Annotated in this window: 19 protein-coding genes, 1 pseudogene and 2 riboswitches; of the genes and pseudogenes, 13 read left to right on the top strand and 7 right to left on the bottom strand. The window is 67.4% G+C overall.

Going from position 1 to position 20,941, the window contains the following annotated elements:
• Positions 1-263 precede the first annotated feature (263 nt).
• The gene (locus CHC08_RS39320) at positions 264-1,379 is read right to left on the bottom strand and encodes a 5-methyltetrahydropteroyltriglutamate--homocysteine S-methyltransferase (RefSeq protein ID WP_089212478.1); all 1,116 of its coding nucleotides are present in this window, start codon (positions 1,377-1,379) and stop codon (positions 264-266) included.
• Between the two features lie 590 nt (positions 1,380-1,969).
• Here CHC08_RS39320 and CHC08_RS39315 point away from each other — a divergent pair.
• The 6 genes and pseudogenes from CHC08_RS39315 to CHC08_RS52025 all read left to right on the top strand — a co-directional run.
• On the top strand, positions 1,970-2,593 hold the full coding sequence (locus tag CHC08_RS39315; protein ID WP_089212477.1) for an ATP-binding cassette domain-containing protein: 624 nt from the start codon (positions 1,970-1,972) through the stop codon (positions 2,591-2,593).
• Positions 2,583-3,863 carry a hypothetical protein gene (locus CHC08_RS39310; RefSeq protein WP_143653535.1) on the top strand — a complete coding sequence of 427 codons (1,281 nt, stop codon included), beginning with the start codon at positions 2,583-2,585 and terminating at the stop codon, positions 3,861-3,863. Before CHC08_RS39315 ends, CHC08_RS39310 begins: the two co-directional genes overlap by 11 nt.
• Positions 3,860-5,584, top strand: coding sequence for an ABC transporter permease subunit (locus CHC08_RS39305; protein ID WP_089212475.1), 1,725 nt, complete (start codon positions 3,860-3,862; stop codon positions 5,582-5,584). Before CHC08_RS39310 ends, CHC08_RS39305 begins: the two co-directional genes overlap by 4 nt.
• Positions 5,581-7,902 carry a tetratricopeptide repeat protein gene (locus tag CHC08_RS39300; RefSeq protein ID WP_089212474.1) on the top strand — a complete coding sequence of 774 codons (2,322 nt, stop codon included), beginning with the start codon at positions 5,581-5,583 and terminating at the stop codon, positions 7,900-7,902. The genes CHC08_RS39305 and CHC08_RS39300 overlap by 4 nt, the downstream gene beginning before the upstream one ends.
• Before the next feature lie 254 nt (positions 7,903-8,156).
• Positions 8,157-8,714, top strand: a complete 558-nt coding sequence (locus CHC08_RS52030) for a GNAT family N-acetyltransferase (RefSeq protein WP_245878846.1) — start codon at positions 8,157-8,159, stop codon at positions 8,712-8,714.
• Positions 8,715-8,876: 162 nt separating this feature from the next.
• Positions 8,877-9,371 (top strand): annotated as a pseudogene (locus CHC08_RS52025) (GNAT family N-acetyltransferase); the annotation flags it as partial.
• On the opposite strand, the gene CHC08_RS39290 reads toward CHC08_RS52025, so the two are convergent.
• Entirely contained in the window at positions 9,347-9,940 is a 594-nt protein-coding gene (locus tag CHC08_RS39290; RefSeq protein WP_143653534.1) for a hypothetical protein, read from the bottom strand. The pseudogene CHC08_RS52025 and the gene CHC08_RS39290 overlap by 25 nt on opposite strands.
• The gene (locus tag CHC08_RS39285) at positions 9,940-10,404 is read right to left on the bottom strand and encodes a DUF3293 domain-containing protein (RefSeq protein WP_089212472.1); all 465 of its coding nucleotides are present in this window, start codon (positions 10,402-10,404) and stop codon (positions 9,940-9,942) included. The genes CHC08_RS39290 and CHC08_RS39285 overlap by 1 nt, the downstream gene beginning before the upstream one ends.
• A gap of 45 nt (positions 10,405-10,449) precedes the next feature.
• A riboswitch (SAM riboswitch) is annotated at positions 10,450-10,565 on the bottom strand.
• Positions 10,566-10,652: 87 nt separating this feature from the next.
• Positions 10,653-10,761, top strand: a riboswitch (SAM riboswitch).
• 48 nt (positions 10,762-10,809) lie between these two features.
• On the opposite strand from CHC08_RS39285, the gene CHC08_RS39280 reads away from it, so the two are divergent.
• The 7 genes from CHC08_RS39280 (at position 10,810) to CHC08_RS39250 (ending at position 18,067) form a co-directional block, all read left to right on the top strand.
• On the top strand, positions 10,810-12,102 hold the full coding sequence (locus CHC08_RS39280; protein ID WP_089212471.1) for a hypothetical protein: 1,293 nt from the start codon (positions 10,810-10,812) through the stop codon (positions 12,100-12,102).
• 621 nt (positions 12,103-12,723) lie between these two features.
• Positions 12,724-13,506 carry a hypothetical protein gene (locus tag CHC08_RS39275; RefSeq protein ID WP_089212470.1) on the top strand — a complete coding sequence of 261 codons (783 nt, stop codon included), beginning with the start codon at positions 12,724-12,726 and terminating at the stop codon, positions 13,504-13,506.
• A 29-nt stretch (positions 13,507-13,535) separates the two neighbouring features.
• Complete coding sequence (locus CHC08_RS39265; protein ID WP_179282473.1) at positions 13,536-15,188, top strand: hypothetical protein; 1,653 nt, start codon at positions 13,536-13,538, stop codon at positions 15,186-15,188.
• Positions 15,185-15,400 carry a hypothetical protein gene (locus CHC08_RS39260; RefSeq protein ID WP_143653532.1) on the top strand — a complete coding sequence of 72 codons (216 nt, stop codon included), beginning with the start codon at positions 15,185-15,187 and terminating at the stop codon, positions 15,398-15,400. The genes CHC08_RS39265 and CHC08_RS39260 overlap by 4 nt, the downstream gene beginning before the upstream one ends.
• A gap of 212 nt (positions 15,401-15,612) precedes the next feature.
• Positions 15,613-15,729, top strand: coding sequence for an integrase core domain-containing protein (locus CHC08_RS52020; RefSeq protein WP_420823605.1), 117 nt, complete (start codon positions 15,613-15,615; stop codon positions 15,727-15,729).
• Between the two features lie 58 nt (positions 15,730-15,787).
• The gene (locus CHC08_RS39255; RefSeq protein ID WP_143653531.1) at positions 15,788-16,273 is read left to right on the top strand and encodes a hypothetical protein; all 486 of its coding nucleotides are present in this window, start codon (positions 15,788-15,790) and stop codon (positions 16,271-16,273) included.
• A gap of 99 nt (positions 16,274-16,372) precedes the next feature.
• A complete protein-coding gene (locus tag CHC08_RS39250; protein ID WP_089212465.1) occupies positions 16,373-18,067 on the top strand; it encodes a hypothetical protein in 1,695 nt (564 codons plus the stop codon).
• On the opposite strand, the gene CHC08_RS39245 is transcribed toward CHC08_RS39250, so the two are convergent.
• From CHC08_RS39245 to CHC08_RS48850, 4 genes are all read right to left on the bottom strand, one after another.
• Positions 18,052-19,083, bottom strand: a complete 1,032-nt coding sequence (locus CHC08_RS39245) for a DUF7669 domain-containing protein (RefSeq protein ID WP_089212464.1) — start codon at positions 19,081-19,083, stop codon at positions 18,052-18,054. The genes CHC08_RS39250 and CHC08_RS39245 overlap by 16 nt on opposite strands.
• A 24-nt stretch (positions 19,084-19,107) precedes the next feature.
• On the bottom strand, positions 19,108-19,320 hold the full coding sequence (locus CHC08_RS53080) for a hypothetical protein (RefSeq protein ID WP_420823607.1): 213 nt from the start codon (positions 19,318-19,320) through the stop codon (positions 19,108-19,110).
• 230 nt (positions 19,321-19,550) lie between these two features.
• The gene (locus CHC08_RS39235) at positions 19,551-20,060 is read right to left on the bottom strand and encodes a hypothetical protein (protein ID WP_089212463.1); all 510 of its coding nucleotides are present in this window, start codon (positions 20,058-20,060) and stop codon (positions 19,551-19,553) included.
• Between the two features lie 18 nt (positions 20,061-20,078).
• A complete protein-coding gene (locus tag CHC08_RS48850; RefSeq protein ID WP_143653530.1) occupies positions 20,079-20,660 on the bottom strand; it encodes a hypothetical protein in 582 nt (193 codons plus the stop codon).
• Positions 20,661-20,941 lie beyond the last annotated feature (281 nt).

Below are 20,941 nucleotides of genomic sequence, written 5' to 3'. Positions count from 1 at the left end.
TCCATTCATCCACTTTTGGAGCATTGGCGACATTAATCAACACTAATTTTTTTCATTTTTACTATTAAGGCATGAAATGTACGTTATGCAATATAAAAAGGCCCCCGCCGACCTTCAGGTCGGCGGGGGCCTCTCCGGATCTCTCCGGGTTCGAGCTCAATGTCTCCTCAGCGCGAGCACCGCCCAGGACGAACAAGACACCAGGCCAGGCCGGAATTCCGGCCTGGCCTGGTGTGAGACGGGATGCTCCGCTACGGCGGGGATCAGCCCCAGACCTCCTGCGCGGTTTCGACGATCAGGGCCAGCTTGGCGAACTGCTCATCGTGGGTGAGGACGTTCCCCTCGACCGTGGAGGAGAAGCCGCACTGCGGCGACAGGCACAACTGGTCGATGTCGACGAACTTGGCGGCCTGCTCGATGCGGCGCTTGAGGGCGTCCTTGGACTCCAGCTCGCCCCGCTTGGTGGTGACCAGGCCGAGGACCACCATCTTGCCCGGCGGGACAAAACGCAGCGGCTCGAACCCGCCGGAGCGCTCATCGTCGAACTCCATGAAAAAGCCGTCCACCGCGAGCTCGCCGAAGAGCGCCTCCGCGACGAAGTCGTAGCTGCCGGAGGCCGCCCAGGAGGAGCGGAAGTTGCCCCGGCACATGTGCGTGGTGACCGTCATGCCCTCCGGCTTGCCGGCCAGGGCGCTGTTGATCTGCCGGATGTAGCGCAGGTGCATGTGCTCGGCGTCGTCCCCGCGCTCGTTGAGCTCCGCTCGCTGCGACGGGTCGTTCAGGTAGGCCAGGCTCGTGTCGTCGAACTGCAGGTACGTGCAGCCCAGCTCGCCGAGCCTGCGGACCTCCTCGGCATAGGCCGCGCTGAGGTCGGTCCAGAACTCCTCGGTGTCGGAGTAGACGCCCGGGTCGATCGAGGCGGCTCCGCCGCGGTAGTGAACCATGCTGGGCGAGGGGATCGTCAGCTTCGGCACGGCCGTGGTGACGGTGTCGCGCAGGAAGGTGAAGTCGTCGGCGAAGATGGTCTCTTCGAGCCGGATCTTGTCGTGGACCCGCATGGCCGCGGGAGTGAACTCGATCTTTTCCTGCTCGTTCTCGAACTTGACCGTGATGTGCTCGTCAGTGGCCTGGCCGATGCCGCCAAGCCGGTAGATGAAGTCCATGTGCCAGGACGCCCTGCGGAACTCACCGTCGGTCGCCGACTGCAGGCCCACCTCCTGCTGCCGCCGTACGACCTCGCGGATCGCCTCGTCCTCGATCTCGCGCAACGCGTCGGCGGGGATGCGGCCCGCGGCGAAGTCGTCCCGAGCCTGCAGGAGAGACGCCGGGCGCAGCAGGCTGCCGACGTGATCCGCACGGAAGGGGGGTGAGTTGCGCATCTAAACCATCTCCAAGTATCGGTTTTTCTCTGTTTCTACGCTAGATCACCTCACGTGACCTCCTGACCGCTCCTCCAGCGAAAACGAAGAATCCACAGATTCGTGACCGTACTCACAGGTACCGCCGGGGGTTCGTGCCCGGCCGGGGAGCCGGGAGTCTCTCCGACCTGGTGGCGGGCCCGGAACCACCCCGTCGGGGCGGCTCGGGGGACGCCTGGCGCACGGGCGGCCCGGGGCGGTGGCCGGCACAGAGCCGTCGCGGACCGCGTTCCCGGGCGGCGGACGCGAGAACGCCGCGGACCAGGCCCCGGCGGATGCGAGACCGCCTTCCTTCCGCACGGGCATCCGTCACCGTCCCGGAAACCGTTACCACGCACCGCCGAATCAGTTCAGCACGCATAACACATGGTCAAGGCATTACGACTCAGTCGCGACTCAGCCATCGAAGGTCGGATCGTTTCGGCTGCGTTTCATAGGGAACTCCTCACGACCGGATCACATTGTGCTATATGAAGAACTGCGTTATATGAATAAAGGACATTCCCTCATTTGCCGGAGCTGATGAATCCGTGCCCGGACTACGTCTTCAGTTGGACGGTCTTTCCTGGGAGCACGGCCAGGACAAACGGACGCTGAAGCCTGATCGGCTGGTCGTCGACGCGGGAGAGACCGCCGTCGTGCTGGCGAGAGACGCCCCCGATGCCCACGCCTTCACCGATGTGCTGCTGGGACAGGCCTGGCCGCTCACGGGCACCGTCTGGATCTCCGGGCGTGAGGTCACCTCGCTCCCCACCGAAGATCGCGGCATCGCCCTGGTGCCCGCCGGAGGCGGCCTCTTCCCCCATCTGACGATCGAGCAGAACATCGGGTTCGGGGTGCGGAGGCGCTATCGCCACGACTTCCGGAGAGGGCAGGTGAACTACGTGGCCGGACGGCTGAACCTTCACGGAATCCTCAGTTGGCGGCCACACGACCTCTCCCCCGACGAGAGGCTCCGGGTGGCGCTCGCCCGGGCGATGTGCCACTGGCAGGCGGCGAGGGCCGTGGTGATCGAGGACCACGCCGGATACACCCCCTGTCACGCCGCGGTCAGCGAAAGCCTGAAGGCCTATCCCGACCTTCCGATCCTGGTGGTGAGCGACGACAGGCACCGGGTCGAGACGCTCCGTGCCTCCACGTTTTCCTGGGAGGTCGTCGATGCCGATGAATCGTAGACAGGCCCTCACCGTGCTGTCAGGCCTGGCGGCGGCGGGACTCGCCGGGTGCGACGACGAGGGCCCGCTGCGGATCGCGGTGGTGTGGAGCGGCTGGGAGCTGAACCAGTTCCGCGACATCCTGAAGGCCTATGACGGCCCCCCCACCGTCGTGTACTCGGCCGGGGACAACATCACCGCTCTGCTCAAAAACCCGGTGGCCTCGGCGTCCGCTCCGGATGTGGCGATCGTGCCACGGCTGGAGCTGGTCGAGGACGACGGCATCCGCGCTCGACTGGAAGACCTCGTCTCCACCGACCCCCTCCCCTGGCAGAACCTGGTGAGCCAGGGGCCGGGCAACTCGATCAAAGGTGCCTGGTTCAAGGTCGCGCACAAGTCACGCGTGTGGTGCCGCCCCGGCGCCGCCCCGAAGCTGCCCATCGACTGGGGCAGCTGGGTGGATGAGTGCAGGACGCGCGCGGGGAGACCCGGCCCTCGGCCGCTCTCCATCGGGGCGGCCGACGGCTGGGTTCTCACCGACTGGTTCGAGAACGTCCTGCTCGGAGTCAATGCCGAGCTCTACGGCAGGCTGCATCTCCCGCCGCAGGGCGGCTGGAAGCCCGGAGACGGCTGGAGCCACGACTCCATCAAAGAGACGCTCACGCGGTTGGCCGAGCTGTGGTCCATCCGGGGACTGTTCCCCGGCGGGGGCCGCCAAGCGCTGACCACCCAGTTTCACGACTCGATCCTCGACGTCTTCCGGTACGGCCGCGCGGACATGGTGGCCGGGCCCGATTTCGCCTGGCCGGTCATCAAGGGCTATCGCTCTCCGGCGCAGGAGCGGGAACGGGTGACGAGTTTCCGCTTTCCCTGGGCCGCCGGCGGCAAAAAACCACCCGTACTGGTCGGAGGGGATGTGGTGGTGGCACTCACCTCGGCCAAGCACCGGGGTAAGCACTTCGCGGATTGGCTCACCGGGCCGGATGTGGCGAGAACGCGGTTGACGCACTGGATCGAAGCCGGGGGTTTCCTGTCTCTCAACACGAGCGCCCCGCCTCCGCACCCGGCGCTGGACGAGCTGAGGATGGAACTGCGGGGGGACATCGCCTTCGATCTCTCCGACCGGCTCACCGGCGGCCTGGCCGGCGGAGACGGCCGAGGCCTGTGGCGGGTCCTGACCGAACTCTTCATCGCGGTCGCCGCCGGCAGTCAGCCTCCCAACCGGAAAAAGGCGGTGGACGAGGCGATGGCGATGCTGACGGCGCTCAGCGGGACGGGGAGGCCGTCATGACGGGCGAGGACGCCCTCCTCTTCGACGTGACGCCGCATCACGACCTGCGCGCGCCGGCCAGATGGCACGGTCAGGGCAGGTGGGGCGCCTGGGGATACCTGCTTCCCGCGGTTGTGCTCACGGCCGTCGTCCTGCTCGCGCCGCTGACCGTCACCGTGGTGACGAGCGTGACCGAAGACGGCGGCCTGGACGGATATCTGAAGGTCCTGACCGATGACGAGGTCTGGCTGGCCCTGTTCCACAACGCCCTCTGGCTGATGCTCGCGCTGGTGGTCTGCGGGCTCGGGCTCGGACTCGCCTGGCTCGCCCGGGACACGGGCCCCCGCATGCGATGGGTACTGCTCGCCGTACTGGCGCTGCCCTCCGTGACCTCGCCGCTGACGACCGGGGTGGCCTTCCGCCTGATCTTCGACGCGAATCCCAGCCGGGGCCTGGTGAGCGCTCTGCTCCCCGGTGACGTGGCCTTTCTCGGCCCCGGCTGGATCTGGCTGGTTCTCGGCCTGGCCTTCGTCTGGCAGTGGACGGGCCTGGCGTTCCTGGTCTTCCACGTGGGCCTGTCCACCATGCCCGAGGATCTGCTGCGCGTGGGACGCGTCTTCGGCGCCGGGAAGCTGCGTCGCCTCCGCACGGTGGTGGTTCCGGCGTTGTTTCCCACGGCGGCGCTGGTGATGCTGATCGTGCTCACCGCCGCCGTCCGCGTGTTCGACCTGGTCCTGGTGGGCGTGCCCGGTTCGATCCAGTCATCGGTGGACGTGGTGGGGCTTTTCTGGTGGCGTCACCGCGACGATCTCGGAGACGGCCGGGCGTCGGCCCTGGCGATCCTGTTGTTCGCGATGGCCGTCGCGCTGGTGATGCTCGTGCTGTGGCGACTACGCCGGGACTGGCCGAGTGCGGGACCGCGGCGGGAGGATCGGCCCGTACCCGCGCCCGGACGTCCCCGGCGAGTCATCCAGGTCCTGTCCGCCGTGGTGGCCGTGGTGTGGGCCTTTCCCCTCGTCGCCCTCCTGCTCACGTCGTTCCGAGCTCCGGTGGAGGCCGCCACCTCCGGGTGGTGGACCGGAGGCTACGGCCTGGGATCGTACGGCGAGGCGTTCAGCGACGGTTCCTTCGCCTCCGCGCTGGGGGCCACGGCCCAGCGCGGACTGCTGGTCGCCGTCGTCGTCCTGCTGCTGGCCGTTCCCGCCGCCTATGCCCTGACGCCCGAACAGCTTCCTCGCCGGGCGCGACGGATCGTCGCCACGGGGGCGGTCGTGCTCACGGTGCTGCCCCCGCAGGCGCTGGCCCTGCCGCTCGGAAAGGTACTGGGCCCGGGGCCGGGCGGCATCATGATCCTGAGTTTCGTGCACGCCGCGCTGGTGCTGCCCCTGGCGGTGCTGCTGCTCCGCAACGCGTTCACATCGGTGCCGCGTCCGGTGGTGCTGCGCCCCCTCGCCGAGGGGCGTTCCGCGATGTTCCAGGTGACGGCCGAGAGCGGTCCCGCCGTGGTGGCGGTGGCGGTGCTGGCGTTCGTGCTCACGTGGAACGACCTGGTGCTCGGCCTGCTCCTGAACTGGCCGGCGGATCAGGCGCCTCTGGTCGTCCTGCAGCAGGCCCGCCACTTCACGACCTCGGCCGGTGGGCTGGCGGCCCAGACGATCGTGCTGACCGCCGTACCCGTGCTGCTGCTGTTCGCGACCGGCAGGTGGCTGGTCCGGGGATTGACGCAAGGGGTCCGCCGATGAGCCTCCCTCCCCGGCAACCACCCGGGGAGCCCCGGTCGCGGCTGGCCAGGCTGCGCTCGACGCTGCCCAGGAACCGCAGGGAGTCCCTGGCCGCCGCGCTCGCCTTCGCCCCTCCGCTGGGTGCGGCCATCATCATGGAGACGGCGTTCGGTTTCTTCCTGCCGCTGGTCCCGACCGGCCTCACCATCGGCGTGGCCCTGTTCCTGCTCTCCACCAGATGGCTGCGCAGGCGCGAGCGGCCCCCGAAGCCCCGGGAACCGGCCGAACCCCTGCGGCTCCCCCCACCGGTCAGACCGTTGATCGGGAGGGAGGCCGAGGTCGAGGAGGTGATCGACCAGGCCCTGAAGCGAGGTCTGGTCATCGTGCGGGGTGTGGCCGGAATCGGCACCTCCGCGCTGGCCGTCAACGCCGGATGGAGACTGGCTCCGGAGACCCACCGGCAACGCTACGCGGATCTCCGCGGCCAGGACCCGGACGAGCCCGAAGGCACCCTGAGCGTGGTGGAACGGGTGCTGCGGACACTCGACTGCCCGCTGGGGCCGATCGAGAGCCTGGAGGGGGCGGCGCGGAAGGTCTCCGCCGCGCTTCAGCACACCGACCAGGTGCTGCTGCTCGACAACGTCGAACGGTGGAGCCAGGTGGCGTGGCTCCCCCGCCACGTGCCGGGAAGCTGGATGATCGTCGCCGGGGAACTCAAGGCCGGTGCGGGTGACGCGGTTCCCGCGGATGTGGCCGTCGTCCAGATCGGCCTTCTGGACGCCGACGACGGTGTGGCGTTGCTGAGCTCCCAGATCGCGAAGGAACGGATCGAGGCGGATCCGGCGGCGACGGAGAGGTTGACGAACCTGTTCCTGCGCAGGCCCGCGATCGCGGTCGGAATCGGCCGCTGGCTGGCCGAGAACCCGCAGGTCCCGATAGCGACCCTGGTGACCGACCTGGAGCAGGGACCTCACGACCACACCCTTCACGTGCTGCTCGCCATGCAACTGCGGCGGGTGAGCCCGGGGGCGCAACGACTGCTGGCACTGTTCGCGCGCGCTCCGATCGCCGAGCTCGGGATCGACGGGGCCACCGCACTCGCGGGCGGGTCGGAGCCCGAGGTCGAACAGGCGATGGAGGAGTTGAGCCAGCACGGCCTGGTGGAGAAGGTACGGACGTCCCGAGTCCGCGTGGTGGACGCCGCCCGCGCCATCGCGGCGCCGCCGAAGGACTGGGACGCGGCGTGGCAGCGCCTGGTGGAGCGCTTCGCGGATCGAGCCGACTTCTTCGCCGAACGGCTCCACGAGGAGGAGGCCCGCCACTGGTTCGGGATCGAGGACAGGGCGCTGCTGCAGATCCTGAGGACGCGGCAACCGTCCCCGCGGGCGGCCGGTCCGCTGGGGCGGATCGCGGACGCCCTGGAGGTGTGGTTTCTCCTTGAGCAGCGTCACCAGGAAAGGCGGGAGGCCGCCCGCGCCCTGACGTACGCGGCCAGGACTCTGGGCGATGCCGATGTCCAGGCGACCGCCGAGCTACGTTTGTGCTTGATCGCTTTGGCGCTGGGCGACCCTCGCGCGGCCCAGGAGCATCTCGACAACGCCTCGGGGCTACAGGCCGGGGTCGAGTCCTGGCCCGTCCAGCTCCATCTGGCACGCGCGGCGACGCTGCTGGCCACCGGTGACGAATTCACCGCGGTGGAGTCGTCGCTGGTGCAGTACGGCCAGGCCCTGCCGGGCGGCGACGCCGTCGGGCAGGCCACCCGGTGGATCAACATGGCCGTACTGAGGATCCGCCGAGGGCAGGTCTGCGGCTTCGAGGGCAGGACAGACGAGGCCAACCGCCTGTACGCCGATGCTCTGGGCACCCTGGTCCAGGCCCTCGGGATCTCGGAGCAGGCGGGCGACGTGCACGCCCAGGCCCACAGCCGGGAGCTCCTCGCGCTTGTCCACTGGTATCTGGGCCGGGCTCACGATGCCACGAGGAGCTGGGAAAAGGCGGTCCAGCTGTACGAACGCTCAGGAGACACGATCGGCCAGGCCCGCTGCCAGGTGCACCAGGCGGCGGCGCTTCCGCGAAACCGCCGCGAGGAGGCCGGCAGGCTGCTTCGCTCGGCTCTGACGCGGCTTCCCACGACGGGCGTGAGCACCGCGCTGGCGTGGCTGCATCTCGCCGGCGCGGAGCCGCGAAACGCCCAGCGGCACCGGGAGAAGGGGCTGGACGCGCTCGCCCCGTGGGACGGAATCGCCGAGCCCCTCCAGGTCACCGAGATACGGCGGCGCCTGCGGAGCCTCCCTTCCGCCGATCCCCCGGGGTCCGGGACGCTTCACGACCCGGCGTAGGCTCGCGCCCATAACCCTCACGCTCCGGCGAACCCCCATCCGCTCACGCCCCGGCACGGACCCGCGGAGCCCCTCCCGCCCACGCCCCGGCATGAGCTGGGAACCGGGGACGCTCCTTGTCTTTGCCGCGATTTTCCGCGGGCTCCTTCTGAGATTTTTCGCGGTCTCCTTCTAGGGTGAAGTGATGACGTCCTTCCAGCGGTATCTCGCAGAAGAGGTCGCGGTCGACCACGCCGACGGGCTCATCCCGCGCCGTGAGGCGCTGCGCCGCCTGGGCCTCCTCGGCCTGGCGCTGCGCCGGTCCCGCCATCCTGCGCGCGCTCACCGCCGCCGACGTCGAGCCGATCGTTCGCGCCTGCGCCGACCCGGAGATCATTCGGTTCATACCGGCCATGCCCGCGCCGTGCACCCCAGACGACGCGATGCGCTTTTTGAAGCTGGCCGAGCAGTTGTGGGAGGCGGGCGGCGCCTTGTTCGCCGTCGCGGACGCCGGGACGGGCGAGTGGCTGGGCAACATCGACCTCAAGGCGCTCGACCCGCGGGGCAACGGCGAGATCGGCTATCTGATCGCGCCGTGGGCGCGGGGACGCGGCGTGGCCACGGCGGTCACTACGGCACTGGCACGGTGGGCCTTCGCCCAGGGGGTGCGGCGCGTGGAGGTGCTGGCCGCCGCCGAGAACCTGGCCAGCCAGCGGGTCGCGCTGGCCGCCGGTTTCCGGCGCGAGGGCGTGCGGCGCTCGGCCGAGGACCGGCGCGACGGCACCCGGCGGCGACCTGGTGGCCTTCGCCAGGCTCTCCGGCGACCCCGGTGACCGCGTGCGGCCGTTTTTGCCCGCGTTCCCCGGCGGCTCACTGTCCGACGGGGTGGTACGGCTGACGCCGCTGACCGCGGCCGACGCCGACGACTACCACGCGTTGCAAAATCTGCCCGACGTTGTCCGCTACAGCGTGCCTCAGGAGGGCCCCAGCCCGGCAAGGCCGAGGAATTCTGCCGCGAGGCGGGCATGCGCTGGCTGGCCGGTGAGCGGGTCGAGCTGAGCATCCGCGACGCGCGGACCGACGCCTTCGCCGGGCACATCCAACTCGGCTCGATCATCCCGCCGCTGAACCAGGCCATGACGGGCTACAGCCTGCTGCCACGGTTCCGCGGCAGGGGCTTCGTCACCAGGGCCACCGTCCTGCTGGTCGACTGGGCCTTCGAGCACACCCCCCTATGCCGGATCATCGCGGGCACCGACACGGGCAACGTCGCCTCGCACCGGGTACTGGAGCGCGCGGGCTTCGCCCGGGATGCACTCCTCTACGGGCTGCTACCCGGCCCCGGCGGCACGCGCCTGGACGATCTGCAGTGGTACCGCCTGCGGACGCCGCTCCCCGCCCCAGGGTCAGCCGACGCCGAACCCGGCCCTGAGCTCAGGGAACTCGCCCGAAGATCGTCCAGGTATTACCAAGGAATGATCTCCGGGTAGGAGTAATGCTCCGCGGCGAGGGCATGCGCCTGCTCCGGCGTAGAGGGCTGCGGGTCGGACGTACGCCATCCGCAGTCGTTGCAGACCACAGGATAGGTGTAGTCCCCGCCCTCACCGCGGATCAAAACGATGGCATTGTGTGCCCACGACTTGTAGGTCCTCTGCTTCAGTGACCGGCACGACGTCGCCCCGGTCACGTCGAGGCTGATCGCATTCACGCGCCCGCACGGCAGCTGGACTGTCAGGGTCTGCCGACGCGGGTACCACACGGTTGAAGCCTGCCGCGAGCTCGTGATCCACCTGAGAGCGGCGGCCGGATCGTGGTTCCAACCGCTGACATCGAGAGTTCCTTGTGCGTCCTCGACGGCGAACGAGACGAATCCGCTCTGCTCCACGTTGATCATTTCTATGGGCAGGTCACGGCTGTCTCCCGGCTCGTTCGAGAAGCGACCGTCCGGCATCCGGCGCACGCCGTGACCGAGGGCGTAGCTGCGACAGGCAGGTGAGCGCGGCGAGCCGTATTCACCGTGGCAGTACAGGCAACGGCGCACCGAATGACTGTCACCCATCAGTGCCTACCGATCTTCGTGGTCGTCCTCCATCCGTACACGGCCGAGTCGTCGCTGCTACAAGACAGCAGACGCCAGGAGCCGGGAGTCCACGCGAAGATGGCATCCTGACCGAAACGCCGGCCCAGTTCACACGCCGCAGCCTCACTCAGGCCGACGACGGCGGCGCTCTTCTCGACGTGGACGCCATGAGCGTCACCTCCTGCCGCGGGCCACCATGCGACTCCGCGTCTGTCGATTTCGTCAAGCAGCACGCCTTGGGCACGGTAGTTGTCCTCAGCGGGAACCGTACGGCCGCCGGGGTTGAACGCTGTGATCACGTGGATGGTCCTCCCAGACGACTCCGGGAAGAAGCCCGTGGTCATATCCCATGGGCTCGGTGTCACTCGCAGAGTGCGGTCTGCGAGCTGGACGTCCACGACTGCCTGCCGATAAAGCGTCCACTGGTCAACAGCGACGTGCACGAGGTCTCCTTCAAGAAGGGGACCCCCTTACCTGCCTGGCAGGGAGATCCGCGCTTACCTCCATTGGGCTGTGGAGGCCCGGTCTTCCCTGGAGGGCACCTTGCGCGGTTTGCGAGGTTGCCAGCCGATGATCGTCCAGGGGCGCGTTCGGCTTCGTGACCAAGCCGGATATTCGCACAGATCGCAGACATAGTCCAGCTTTAAGGGCATATTGCAGACATTCGATAGGGGTGCTAATTTTCTCGCCAGGTCACGAGATCCAGCGCTCAGCCCCGGCTTGCTGGACGGCATCCCGCCCGCTGCGGGTGCCCCGGGTGACGACCCGCCCCACGCGAGGCGTGTGGGGAACGGCGGATCACCGGGGTGTGGCACTACCGGGGTCCCAGACTCCGGAGGAATACGTCCATGCCCGAACCCGGCATTATCACCGACCTGTCCCAGCGGATCGTGCGCATCCTGGACATCGAGCCCGAGTGGACCGTCCAGGTGCCCGGCGTGATCGGTTTCGTCGCCGGAGAGATCAGCGTCCTGCTGACCGTCCGCGGCGCGGAGGACTGGCCGGCGGTGCTCCGCATCGAGGCCCGCCTGGCCCGGCACGCTCCCGATGAGCCGGAGACCTGGGAGTTCTGCCACTACCTCAATAGCGCGCCCGAGTTCGGCTCGCTGGGGGGCCGGTGGGTCCACGATCCGGCCAGCGGGGTCGTCGCGCTCGTCGTCGACCTGCCCGTGCCCGAAGAGCCCGGGCTCGTCGGACTGTACGCCGAGTTCGTCGCACTGCTGGCCTGCCGCGCGGAGATCGCCGCCTGCAACTCCATCCCGCAGCAGAAACTCGGGGCGGGCAAGGCGCTCACCCTCGTCGCCGGGCGCCGCCGTACCATCGCCCATCCGCTGCTGGACCGGCTGACCGAGACCCGCCGCAGGGGCGGCGACCCCGCGCCGGTGCGTGCGGTCGTCGACCTGGTGCGGCAGAGCCTGCCCAAAGGGCATGTCACCTGGTTCGGTCAGGGGTGGTACTCCGCCCGGGAGGACCGGCTGGAGCTGTGGAGCGGCTCGGGCACGGTCATGGCGCTGGATGTGGCGGAAAACCCTCGGCTGGGCTGGGGGATCATGATCGGGGCAGGGTTTCTGCTCGCCTCCGAGCGGCGCGATATGATCGCCGGCGGCGTGGTTCCCGACATCCCCGATTTCGCCACCGACATCCGCACGCTGGCCACGCTCAACCGGGAGGCGGCGGCCCGCGGAGGGGTGGCACCGGGCTGCTGGACCCTGGGCGGCGGGGACAACACCGTGCACCGCCTCTTCATCCCCGCCGCCCTCCTTGCCGCCACACCTCCCGACATCGCGGCGCTGTTCGTCGACCGGCTCGCCTGGCTGACCGCCGAGCAGTTCCACGCCGCCTTTCGGTACCGCGCGGAGACCGTGCGGGTGCTGCTGGGCCCCGGCTGGCCCGGCGATGAGGAAGCCGACGTCATCGCCCGGCGCGAGCCGTACAACGACGGCGCCCAGCCCCGCAACCCTCACGCCATCTGCCACTTCGAGGACGCGCTGGGCCGGGTCTGCGGCATCAACGCCGACTCCCTGGCCCTGTGGGAGTCGCGCCTGACCGACGAGGACCGCGCCACCCCCGGCGTCCTGGACTTCCCCCGCATCACCAGTGGCTACATCGTCGGCGGCGCCTCCCATCGCCGCCGGACCTGACGGACTGGAACGTTCCATGCCGCCCTGTAAGGACAGTAATGACGATCATTCGCATCCGGGTCGACGATCAGTGGATCAATGTGACATCCGCCGGCATCGGCACGCCGACGAGACAGCGACCCAGCCAAGAGACGATCCACGTGATCGGCGGCGTCGGGCCCGAGGGATCCTGGGAGGCGGAGTACGGCGAGCCTGAGCGCATGACCCCCTCGTTCGCGGTCGCCGGCCTGAGCCATGAGCAGGCGTGCGAGCTGGGCCGCCGGTCCGGCCAGGACGTGGTCTACGCGTGGAGCGAGATCTGCCTGAGCGTCTTCTCCTGCGCCGACGGCTCCTGCTCCCTGGCGGGCTGGCAGTCGGACACCTCCGCCGAACAGCCTGCCCCGGAGGAACTCACGGCATCGGCCGCACGGGACCGGGAACCGGTGACGCCTGCCGTACCGGAACCCGAAGAAGCGCCGGCCGCCGCGCAGTCTCTCCGCTCCCTCGCCTGCTGCTCCGACGGCTCCCGCTCCCCGGCATCCTGCTCCGCCGAAGCCGGAACGGCTCGTCGCGGACTGCCTGTATCCCAGCCGCCCGCTCGGCGAAACCGGGCAGGTCCTGCTCGACATTCGCGCCTGGCGCATGTTCGGCAGAAGGCTGGCACGGGTCCTACATGTCCGCGACGGCCGACTGGAACTTCTCAGCCGCCGCGGCAAGGACCCGGTGGAGTCGATCGACCTCGGGCCCATCCCCGCCGACGCCCTGGCCACCGCTCTTGCCCGGGTGCCAGACCTCCTGACCTTTCCCACGGAGGCCGCCGTGGAGATCGACTGCCGTGTCGAGGAGGTCGAGGAGGTCGAGGGGAAAGACCGGGTCGCCGACCTCGTCCAACTGACCGGCGACGACCTGTACCCCGTGAAGGGGAAGGAGCTGTACGACTACGACGACGACTGGGATAACGAGGAGTGGGATGAGGAGGACTGGGATGAGGAGGACTGGGACGACTACAACGCCGGGCGTAAGCATGCCTGGTCCCGCTACGGGGGCGCCTGCACCCGCTACGACGGACTGACCGCCGTCCGCATCCACATCAACGGCGTCCTGCACCTGGTCGCGGAGGTCGACGGACGCTGGACCCTCATCCCGATGGACATCTATCCAGGAGATGGCCCTCCGATCCCCCGGGTCTGCGAGTACTTCGACCATGACTCGTGCGGATGCGACAACGGCTTCTGGCCCTCCAACAGCCACTGGTGGACCGGCTCGGGAAACGTCCGCGGCGACCTGCACATCGCCTGGGCCACCGGGGTCGAGGACGGCGATGTCCTCGTCGCCCGCTGCAGCGTCGAGGAGTTCGAGCGCCGCGTGGCCGCCTGGGACTATCTGGGCTGCCCGGGCGAGTGCGTGATCGAAATCGAAGAATGACAGTTCCAAGCGGACCAGGATCAACCACTATGGACATGACCACGGCCAAGAACCTGTTCGCGACGGCGGAGATCACCCCCGACGGCGAGCACGCCACGGACCAGGCGTTCGATGAGTGGCTCGCCGCCGGAGCCGACGTGGCCTTCTACCGGGCTGCCAACGGCCGGGTGCTCGCCCGACCGGCCGGCCGGTCGCACCCGCCCTCAACGAAGGTCTTCAGCGACCGATACGACTCCGCCACGCTGATCGGCGTGTTCCCCAACCCCAACCCGCCCATGGAGAAGGAATCGGAGGAACCGAAGGACCCGCCCGAGGAAGCAGACGACGAACCGGAGGACGAGGACGAGGACGAGGACGACGACGAGGACGACGACGACTTCGACGACCTCGTCGACGCCTTCACCGCCAGGTGGGGTGATGACAAGGAATCTCGCCGGCCTCCCGTGCAGACGCTCAACAAGCGGCGGGCACGGCAGTTCCTGCTGACCGCGCTCAAGACCACCAGCACCCGGTACGGCGAGCCCGCCTTCCATGACCTCCTCCTGGCCCGCGGCCACGGCCTGGCCTTCTACACGAGGCTCGATTACGGCCAGCGAGAGTTCCTGTGCCGCCACTACGGCGGCCCCACCCCCCGCCTGCTGCCCGCCGCACCACCGGAAATCCTCGAAGAACCGTGGAAGGAGGAGTGGAAGCTGGTCTCCACCTACGAAGGCCCGGCACTGCTCGGCTGGAACTGGAAGGAACAGGTCTCCGCCCTGCCGCTGGAGTCCTTCCTCACCGTCCACGCCGCCGGCAGTGGCGAGTACGCGCTCCGCATACGAGACGAGATCCTGGAACTGGTCAGGACTGGAGAGGGCATCCCCAAGACCGTCACCACACTGGGTCCGCTCACCGCGGACGACGACCCGCTGGCCCTCGCCCTCCAGGCCGTCCCCGACCTACTCACGTTCGACCCGCACACGGCGGTGGACATCACCACCGACGCCCTGTTCGCGGTCGCCGACACCATCCGGCTCAGCGCCGACCCAAACCGCCGCGAGATGATCGACTCGCTGAACCAGGACGACCTCGACTTCTTCGAGGTCGAAGAGGATGTGCTCATCGGCTACTTCGACAACCTGGTGCCCCTCCGGCTGCGCGTCAACGGCATCCTCCACTTCGCCGCGAGACTCGACGACAGCTGGGCGCTCATCCCCGTCAACAACGACGCCAGCTTCCCCACCCCGGTGCTGACCCGCACGTTCCTGTCGATCAGCTACGACTTCGACGGGGGCGGCATCTCCAGCGGCCCGGGCTTCGAGACCATTGGGGAGATCCGCCCGGGTCTCAATGTCTCCTGGGGCGACTTCCAGGAGGAGATGTGGGACCGCCCCCTGACGCTGGCCCGTGGAGACCTTCCGAAGTTCGCCGTCGAGGAACTGACCGGTTTCAGGTTCGGCCGCCACATCCTCAACTCTCTGCTCGGCGTCGAGGACGAACTGCCTGAAACCGACCTCGACGATGATGAGGAACTGGACGAAACCGACCTCGACGACGAGGAGCGGTACTACGACTTCGACGAGCCCGAGATCGGCTTCGAACCACGCAGCGAGGAAGGACTCCGCTTCCTCAACGCACTACTGGAGCTCTACGGGGACGATCCCGACACGGCAGCGCGCATCCGCGCCTTGCTCAACCGTTGATCGTCGCCGGGGTACGGACGCAGGTGTTCGCCGACCAGGACCTCGCGGGCCGACTGGTGGACTGGGCGAAAGACACGTTGCGCACCACGATCGAGATCGTGCGCAAACCAGCCGACCAGCGGGGATTCAACGGCATCTCCTGCAGGTGGGTGGTCGAGCGGACCTTGTGCGCCGCGAGGCGCTCTGTCGTATCCCCGGTTCTTGTGTCCTGAACATGAAAGGGAGTTCGCTGTAGGGCAGCTTCCAGGAATGGTGCTGTGCGGGAGATGAAGGAGTGTGCGGGTGCATCGGACGCCGTGTGATGCTTGCGGATCTCTCCGTGAGCCACGCATCCTCCTGAGCTCGGCGTGAGGGTCCCTCCTTGGCCCAGGCGTAGTAGCCCTGGCGCAAGAGCACCCAGCGCCCGGGCCAGTAGGGAGACGTCATGGCAGTCTTCAAGTGGATCACCCTTTACAACACCCGCAGAAGGCATTCCAGCCTGAACTACCTCAGCCCGATCGACTACGAACGACTAGCGGAGAGCGTGCCATTTGCTGCATAACAGCCGGTGTCTACACCTCGGGGAACCCCCTATCGCACTCCTGGAGACGAGGCCGAACGTGGCCGATGACTTGATCCCTACGAAAGGCCCAACAATCGTGCCCGAATTGACCGGCTCACCGCGCCGCACCGCAGTGGAGATCCTCGCGATCTGGCCATCCGCCACGATGGCCATCGACAACAGCAATCCCGTGCAGCTGTTTGTCGTGCTCAAGGAGTGGGAGAACAGCCTGCCCCGCGAACCACCGGCCCCGACTGAGAATGACCTTGACGAAGGCTTCGACGAGCAGCAATGGTACGAATACCACTACAACGAACGCCGCATCCCGTTGCACCTCGCCACCGACGAGTGGATGCCAGCCGAGATCGCCGAGCGCTTCGGTACCCCCGACAACGGATGTGGACTGGACTACTTTCCCGCCGAATATCTCTATCCGCTCGAGAAGCAGGATGAGATCGAGCAGGCGCTCCGCGACCTCGGATTCACCGTGGTCCGAGATCACCTCTTGCGTGACGGCGCATTCCTTGACAGATGGCTGTCCTGACCTCCATGTTGACGTGCTCATCGAGTAGTTCCACAGACCCCTGCAGGCTGCTTGCGCAGGTCCCATGCGGCTCTGAAAGAGAAAACAAGGAAGGCCGGGATGGCTGAGATGCTCCTGAGGAAGATCGTCGACGAGCTGGCGATGGAGCCGGAGTGGACCGTCGAAGACGATAGCGGCATCGGATTCGTCGCTGGCCAGCTCGGCACCTGGCTGACCGTGACCGGCGACCCAGACCGTCCGTGCCTTCGCATCGAGGTACGGCTGACCTGTGGCGCACGTACCGGTCCCGACCTCTGGAGTCTCTACCGCGATGGTCTCGTGCTCCCGCGGTCGCTGGGCCGTCTGGTCCACGACCCGCACCGTCTGATCCTGTCGCTTGTCTCCGACTTGCCGATCCTCGGCGGCTTGGCTGCGGTTCGTCTGCTGAGCGGATGCGTGGCCGAGTTGGTGTACGACGGGGAGGCGATTATCGCTCGGCATCACCTCCCCGGGTATCCGGCGGTCACGCTCGTCGACGGTCGCCGCAGAAGGTTCTTTCACCCGCTGGTAGGGCGATCGCCGCGCATCAACGGCTTACGGCAGGACTCCCTGCAGGGGCTGAACGGATTGTTGGACGCTCCATCCGAAACGTTCCCTTCCGGATGGAGCGTCCAACAGGAAGAGCGTGCGATGTCGGCGACCGGCCCGGCGGGAGAGGCGTTCTTCGGCCGGGTCGAGTACGGCAGGCGCACCGGCTGGGGGTTGTGCCTGGTCGCCCGGCCCCCAGCGGCTGCCATGGAGTCGCGAGACGCGATCGGCATCCAACTGCAGGACCTGAACCGTGCCGACGCGCAGCTGAGCCGCTTCGCGCCTGGGCACTGGCGGCGTGAGGATCAGAGTGGTGTCGAGTACCGGGCCGTTATGTCGGCGCGTCTGCTTTCTCTCGTTTCTGAAACCGTCCCGGCGATGGAGGAGATGGTCAGGGCCGTCGCCGTCCGCGCTCTTCATCCCACGCCGACCAGCGGTCGTCAGCCTGCGCTGCTGCGGACCTGGTGGCCCGGAGACGAGGATGCGGTTCTGCTCACGCCCCGACGCTGGCACGCTGCCCGCCGAGCCGCAGCCCCCGCTCCTGCACCGGAGGAGAAGCCCGAGACGCTCGTGCACGCGGCGCCGCAGGCCGAGGACCAGCCCAGGGAAACCAACCCGGACCGCTGGACGGCGGCCCGACTTCTGGCCCATCTCGGCGATGACCCGACGCTCGTCACCTCCGTCGCCGTGCGCGGCAAGCTGACGATGATCCCCCGGCGTACGGCCCTGTGGGGTGCCGACAATCAGGCCAAGCTTGCGGCAGCCCGGACCTACGGCGAGGTGAGGGCGGCGGGGTGGGGCGACCAAATCGACGATCCGAAACGCCACGGTCTCCTCGACTACTACCTGGACATGTACCAGGACCGAAACCCAGAAGAGGAGCTTGATGATCTGACCGAGGAAGAGCTGTGGGACATCGTGTGCCCCAGCGACGATGAACCGTTCACCGTGGACGGTCACCCGGCGTTCGACACCACCGTGTCCGAGTACGCCGACTCACCCGAAGCAGACCTTGATCTGGACACCGACTCCTGGATGCCGAGCGAGGTGGCCGCCCGGTTCGGGGAGGTCGAGGGCGGCTACTACGCAATGCCCTCTCGGGAGTGGGAGCAGCCGGAGTTCGTCTACCCGGCGGAACGACGCGATGAGATTGAGGAGGCCCTCAGGGGACTCGGCTTCACCATCATCCGCGACGACGGCCTCATCTGGTTCTACCTCACCGGCTGACCATCCGCGTGGCCGTGATAGACGAGCCGATAAACGCCCCGGTCGACCCGTTCCAGATCATCGTAGGTGGTCGCCGCATTGTCCGGCGCGGTGCGACACATATGCGAGATGACCATCGTGCGGATCGTCGACTCGGCGTAGCCGGTGCCGCGATGGGCCATCTCGGCCACAACCTGCGCGGGGGTGAACGTGTCGCCACCGGAACGGGCGAGCAGGACGCGGATCGCCTCGAGGATCTCGCGTCGAGCACCATCTCGAGTCCCGACGGGAACTACCGCCATGGTGGTCGGCAGCTCGGGCGCGTTATCCTTACCCGCCGTCTGCAACGAGAGCCCGCCGCCGGGCTCCGCCACCGTAGCGGCCCAATCAAGCGGAGTGCCTTCGACGGTCAGACGACCAGCGGTCGGATCAGGTGGCGCGCCTAGCGGGTCGACCTCGTACACGGCCAGCCGCAGCGCGTCGTCGACGTCGATGAGCACGAGGCGCCGTGCTTTGACATGGTGAGCGGTCAGATCGGCACCGATGATCTGCGCCGCGGTCATCGGCAGCCGCGCCACGTCGGCCGGGCGCAGAGCAACCTCTCCGACATCAAGATCTAAGCCGTATCGCTGGGCGGCACCGGCCATGTATCGGCGCAACTGGGCGGTCTCGACGTACACGAACAGCCGGTCCGCCCGCCCCGGGCAAGTGGCGAGCCGGTAGAAGTCCTTGAGGACTTCACCCAGCACCATCGTCCAGGCGGCGTTCTGCTCGTTGGGCTCTCGCGGAAACTTGAACTCGATGTGCACGGCCGGTGGCTGACCACCGGCTACAAGGTCAACACGCGCCCCCTTGAGCACCGGGTGCGGCCACTCGACACGGAGCCCGGCGGGGTCGGCACCGGCATCAACGAGCGCCCGCGCCGCGGCGAACCGCACCGTGTCCTCGGTAAGCAGCTGACCGAGACCACGCCGCCGATAGGTACGGAGCTCGGCGGCGACCGTCTCCCATACCTCCGGCCCGTGCCACACGCTCACAACCGTAATGTAGTCGGTTCGTCGTTAGCGGTCAGCTGTAAACAGAATGAAGAGGTTACGCAGGGCAGCGACATGGCGGTCACCTGCGGCGCGCCGCTGGTCGTTGATCGGCTCGTGCTCCCACGGCGATTCGGATAAAAACCACTGTAGTCGCTGGACTTCCCGGTGCGTGGCGCCAATGACCGGCTCAGCCTCCGCCAGCGCGGTCAGCGTCTTGTTGCGCTCACGCGGGGCCAGCAGCGCCGTGACATAGTCCCGCAGCGTCCGGCGCTGCGCCCGCGAGACGAGAAGATCGTCGAAACCAGGCCAGGTAGCCTTCCAACGGACCCGGAGCCGGAGAAACGGGAAGCCGCTCAGCCATGATGTCCTCCCAGGTGAATGAGCAGAGCTTCACTCTCCATCCTGCCTCTCGTGAGGCAACCCCACCACGGCCGCGATCACAACAAACCACCGATGCTTACCTCAGCTCATGAAGAGGTTTCGATCTTGGTTGCGATGGCAAGCAGGTCATCGGCGGTGATCAGGCCGACTGCGGCAAGTGCTTGGATATGCTCTGTCAGGGAACTGCGGACTTGGTCCTGGATCATGGCAAGGCCCGTGTTGCCAGTGCGATTGACCGGGTCGGGACTTACGTAGGTTCGGGCCATCTCCTGGCCGTAGTACGCGGCCAGCGTATCCTCGAATTTCTTGGCCGCAGAAGTCATCCGCGTTCCAAGTCCCTTGAGAAGCGTGAGAACGGGCTCCGTCTGATAGACGCTCGCCTTGCCGGCGGTTGGAGTCTTGTACTTTTCCAGAAGTACTTTGATCGTATTCAGGTCACCCGGGACCGAGGCGATGACCACCGGTTCGAACTGATTGTCGACAGCTAGTTGGGCTACTTGAAGCGCAACGGCCTTGATCTGGGATTCACTTCCGATGGTGCGAAGGCGAAGGTCGCCGCCCACACCTTCCTGGATGAAAACATTGAGGCGCTCCATGGTGTTCCGTAGTCCCTCTTACATCCAGTTGACAGCACGCAGAGTGGGGACCACTCGCGAGATTACGTAGAGCGCCACCGGAGCCGCTTCCGTATAGGTTTTGAACGTTCCACACAACTCGTTCATGCTCCGCCCGGTCTCACCGAGAAGTTCCTCCTTGGAGGCGATACACATGACACCGAGGTTGTGCGTCGCTTCGATCAGTTCAGAACCCACTGCGCGATGGAAGTCGTCGAACGTGAGCTTCTTGCGCAGCTTTGGCCAGCCTTGATCGTTTGGCTGGACTAGATAGACGCTCATGAACGATTCGCGTCGCTGCTCGATGCCGGCCCTCCGCCTGTTAAGGAGCGTTGACAGTGCTTCCGGCATCGGCGGTACGTTGGGGGGGCGTCCCAGCACGACATCGCTCTCACCCGTGTTCCACTCCCGCAGCCAAACCGGGAGAGTATGGTGGCCTTCAATCTTGAGACTCCAGGTCGTTTGACGACCGGTGGCCCGCTTACCCGAGCAACTCTCGCCTTGGACGTCCTCGGTGGCGCCTTTCAAAATTGTCAGGGAACGGCCGATTTTGGCGTATGGAGGTTTTGCTACTTTCTGCACATGTGGAGATTATTTGAGCAAGTGGGCGTTGTGGCGTCGGGTGATCAACCTGTGATCTCTCGGAGCGATCGGTCGCTGGTCACACGAAGTGGAAAGGTCGATGGAGTCGGTCCCGGATCATCACTCCGGGGCGTCGTCCAGGGCGTAGGTCAGGTAGCGGTCGGCGGAGCGGCGGACGGCTTCGGCGCCGTCGGTGTGCACGACCCTCTTCCACCAGCCGCCGTAGACGCGTTCGAAGGAGTACGGCTCCAGAAGGGACAGGGCGCGGCGGACCGTCCGAG

This window comes from Streptosporangium subroseum (assembly GCF_900188345.1).
GTDB classification, from domain to species: domain Bacteria; phylum Actinomycetota; class Actinomycetes; order Streptosporangiales; family Streptosporangiaceae; genus Streptosporangium; species Streptosporangium subroseum.
This window is presented reverse-complemented; position numbering and strand designations above follow the sequence as displayed.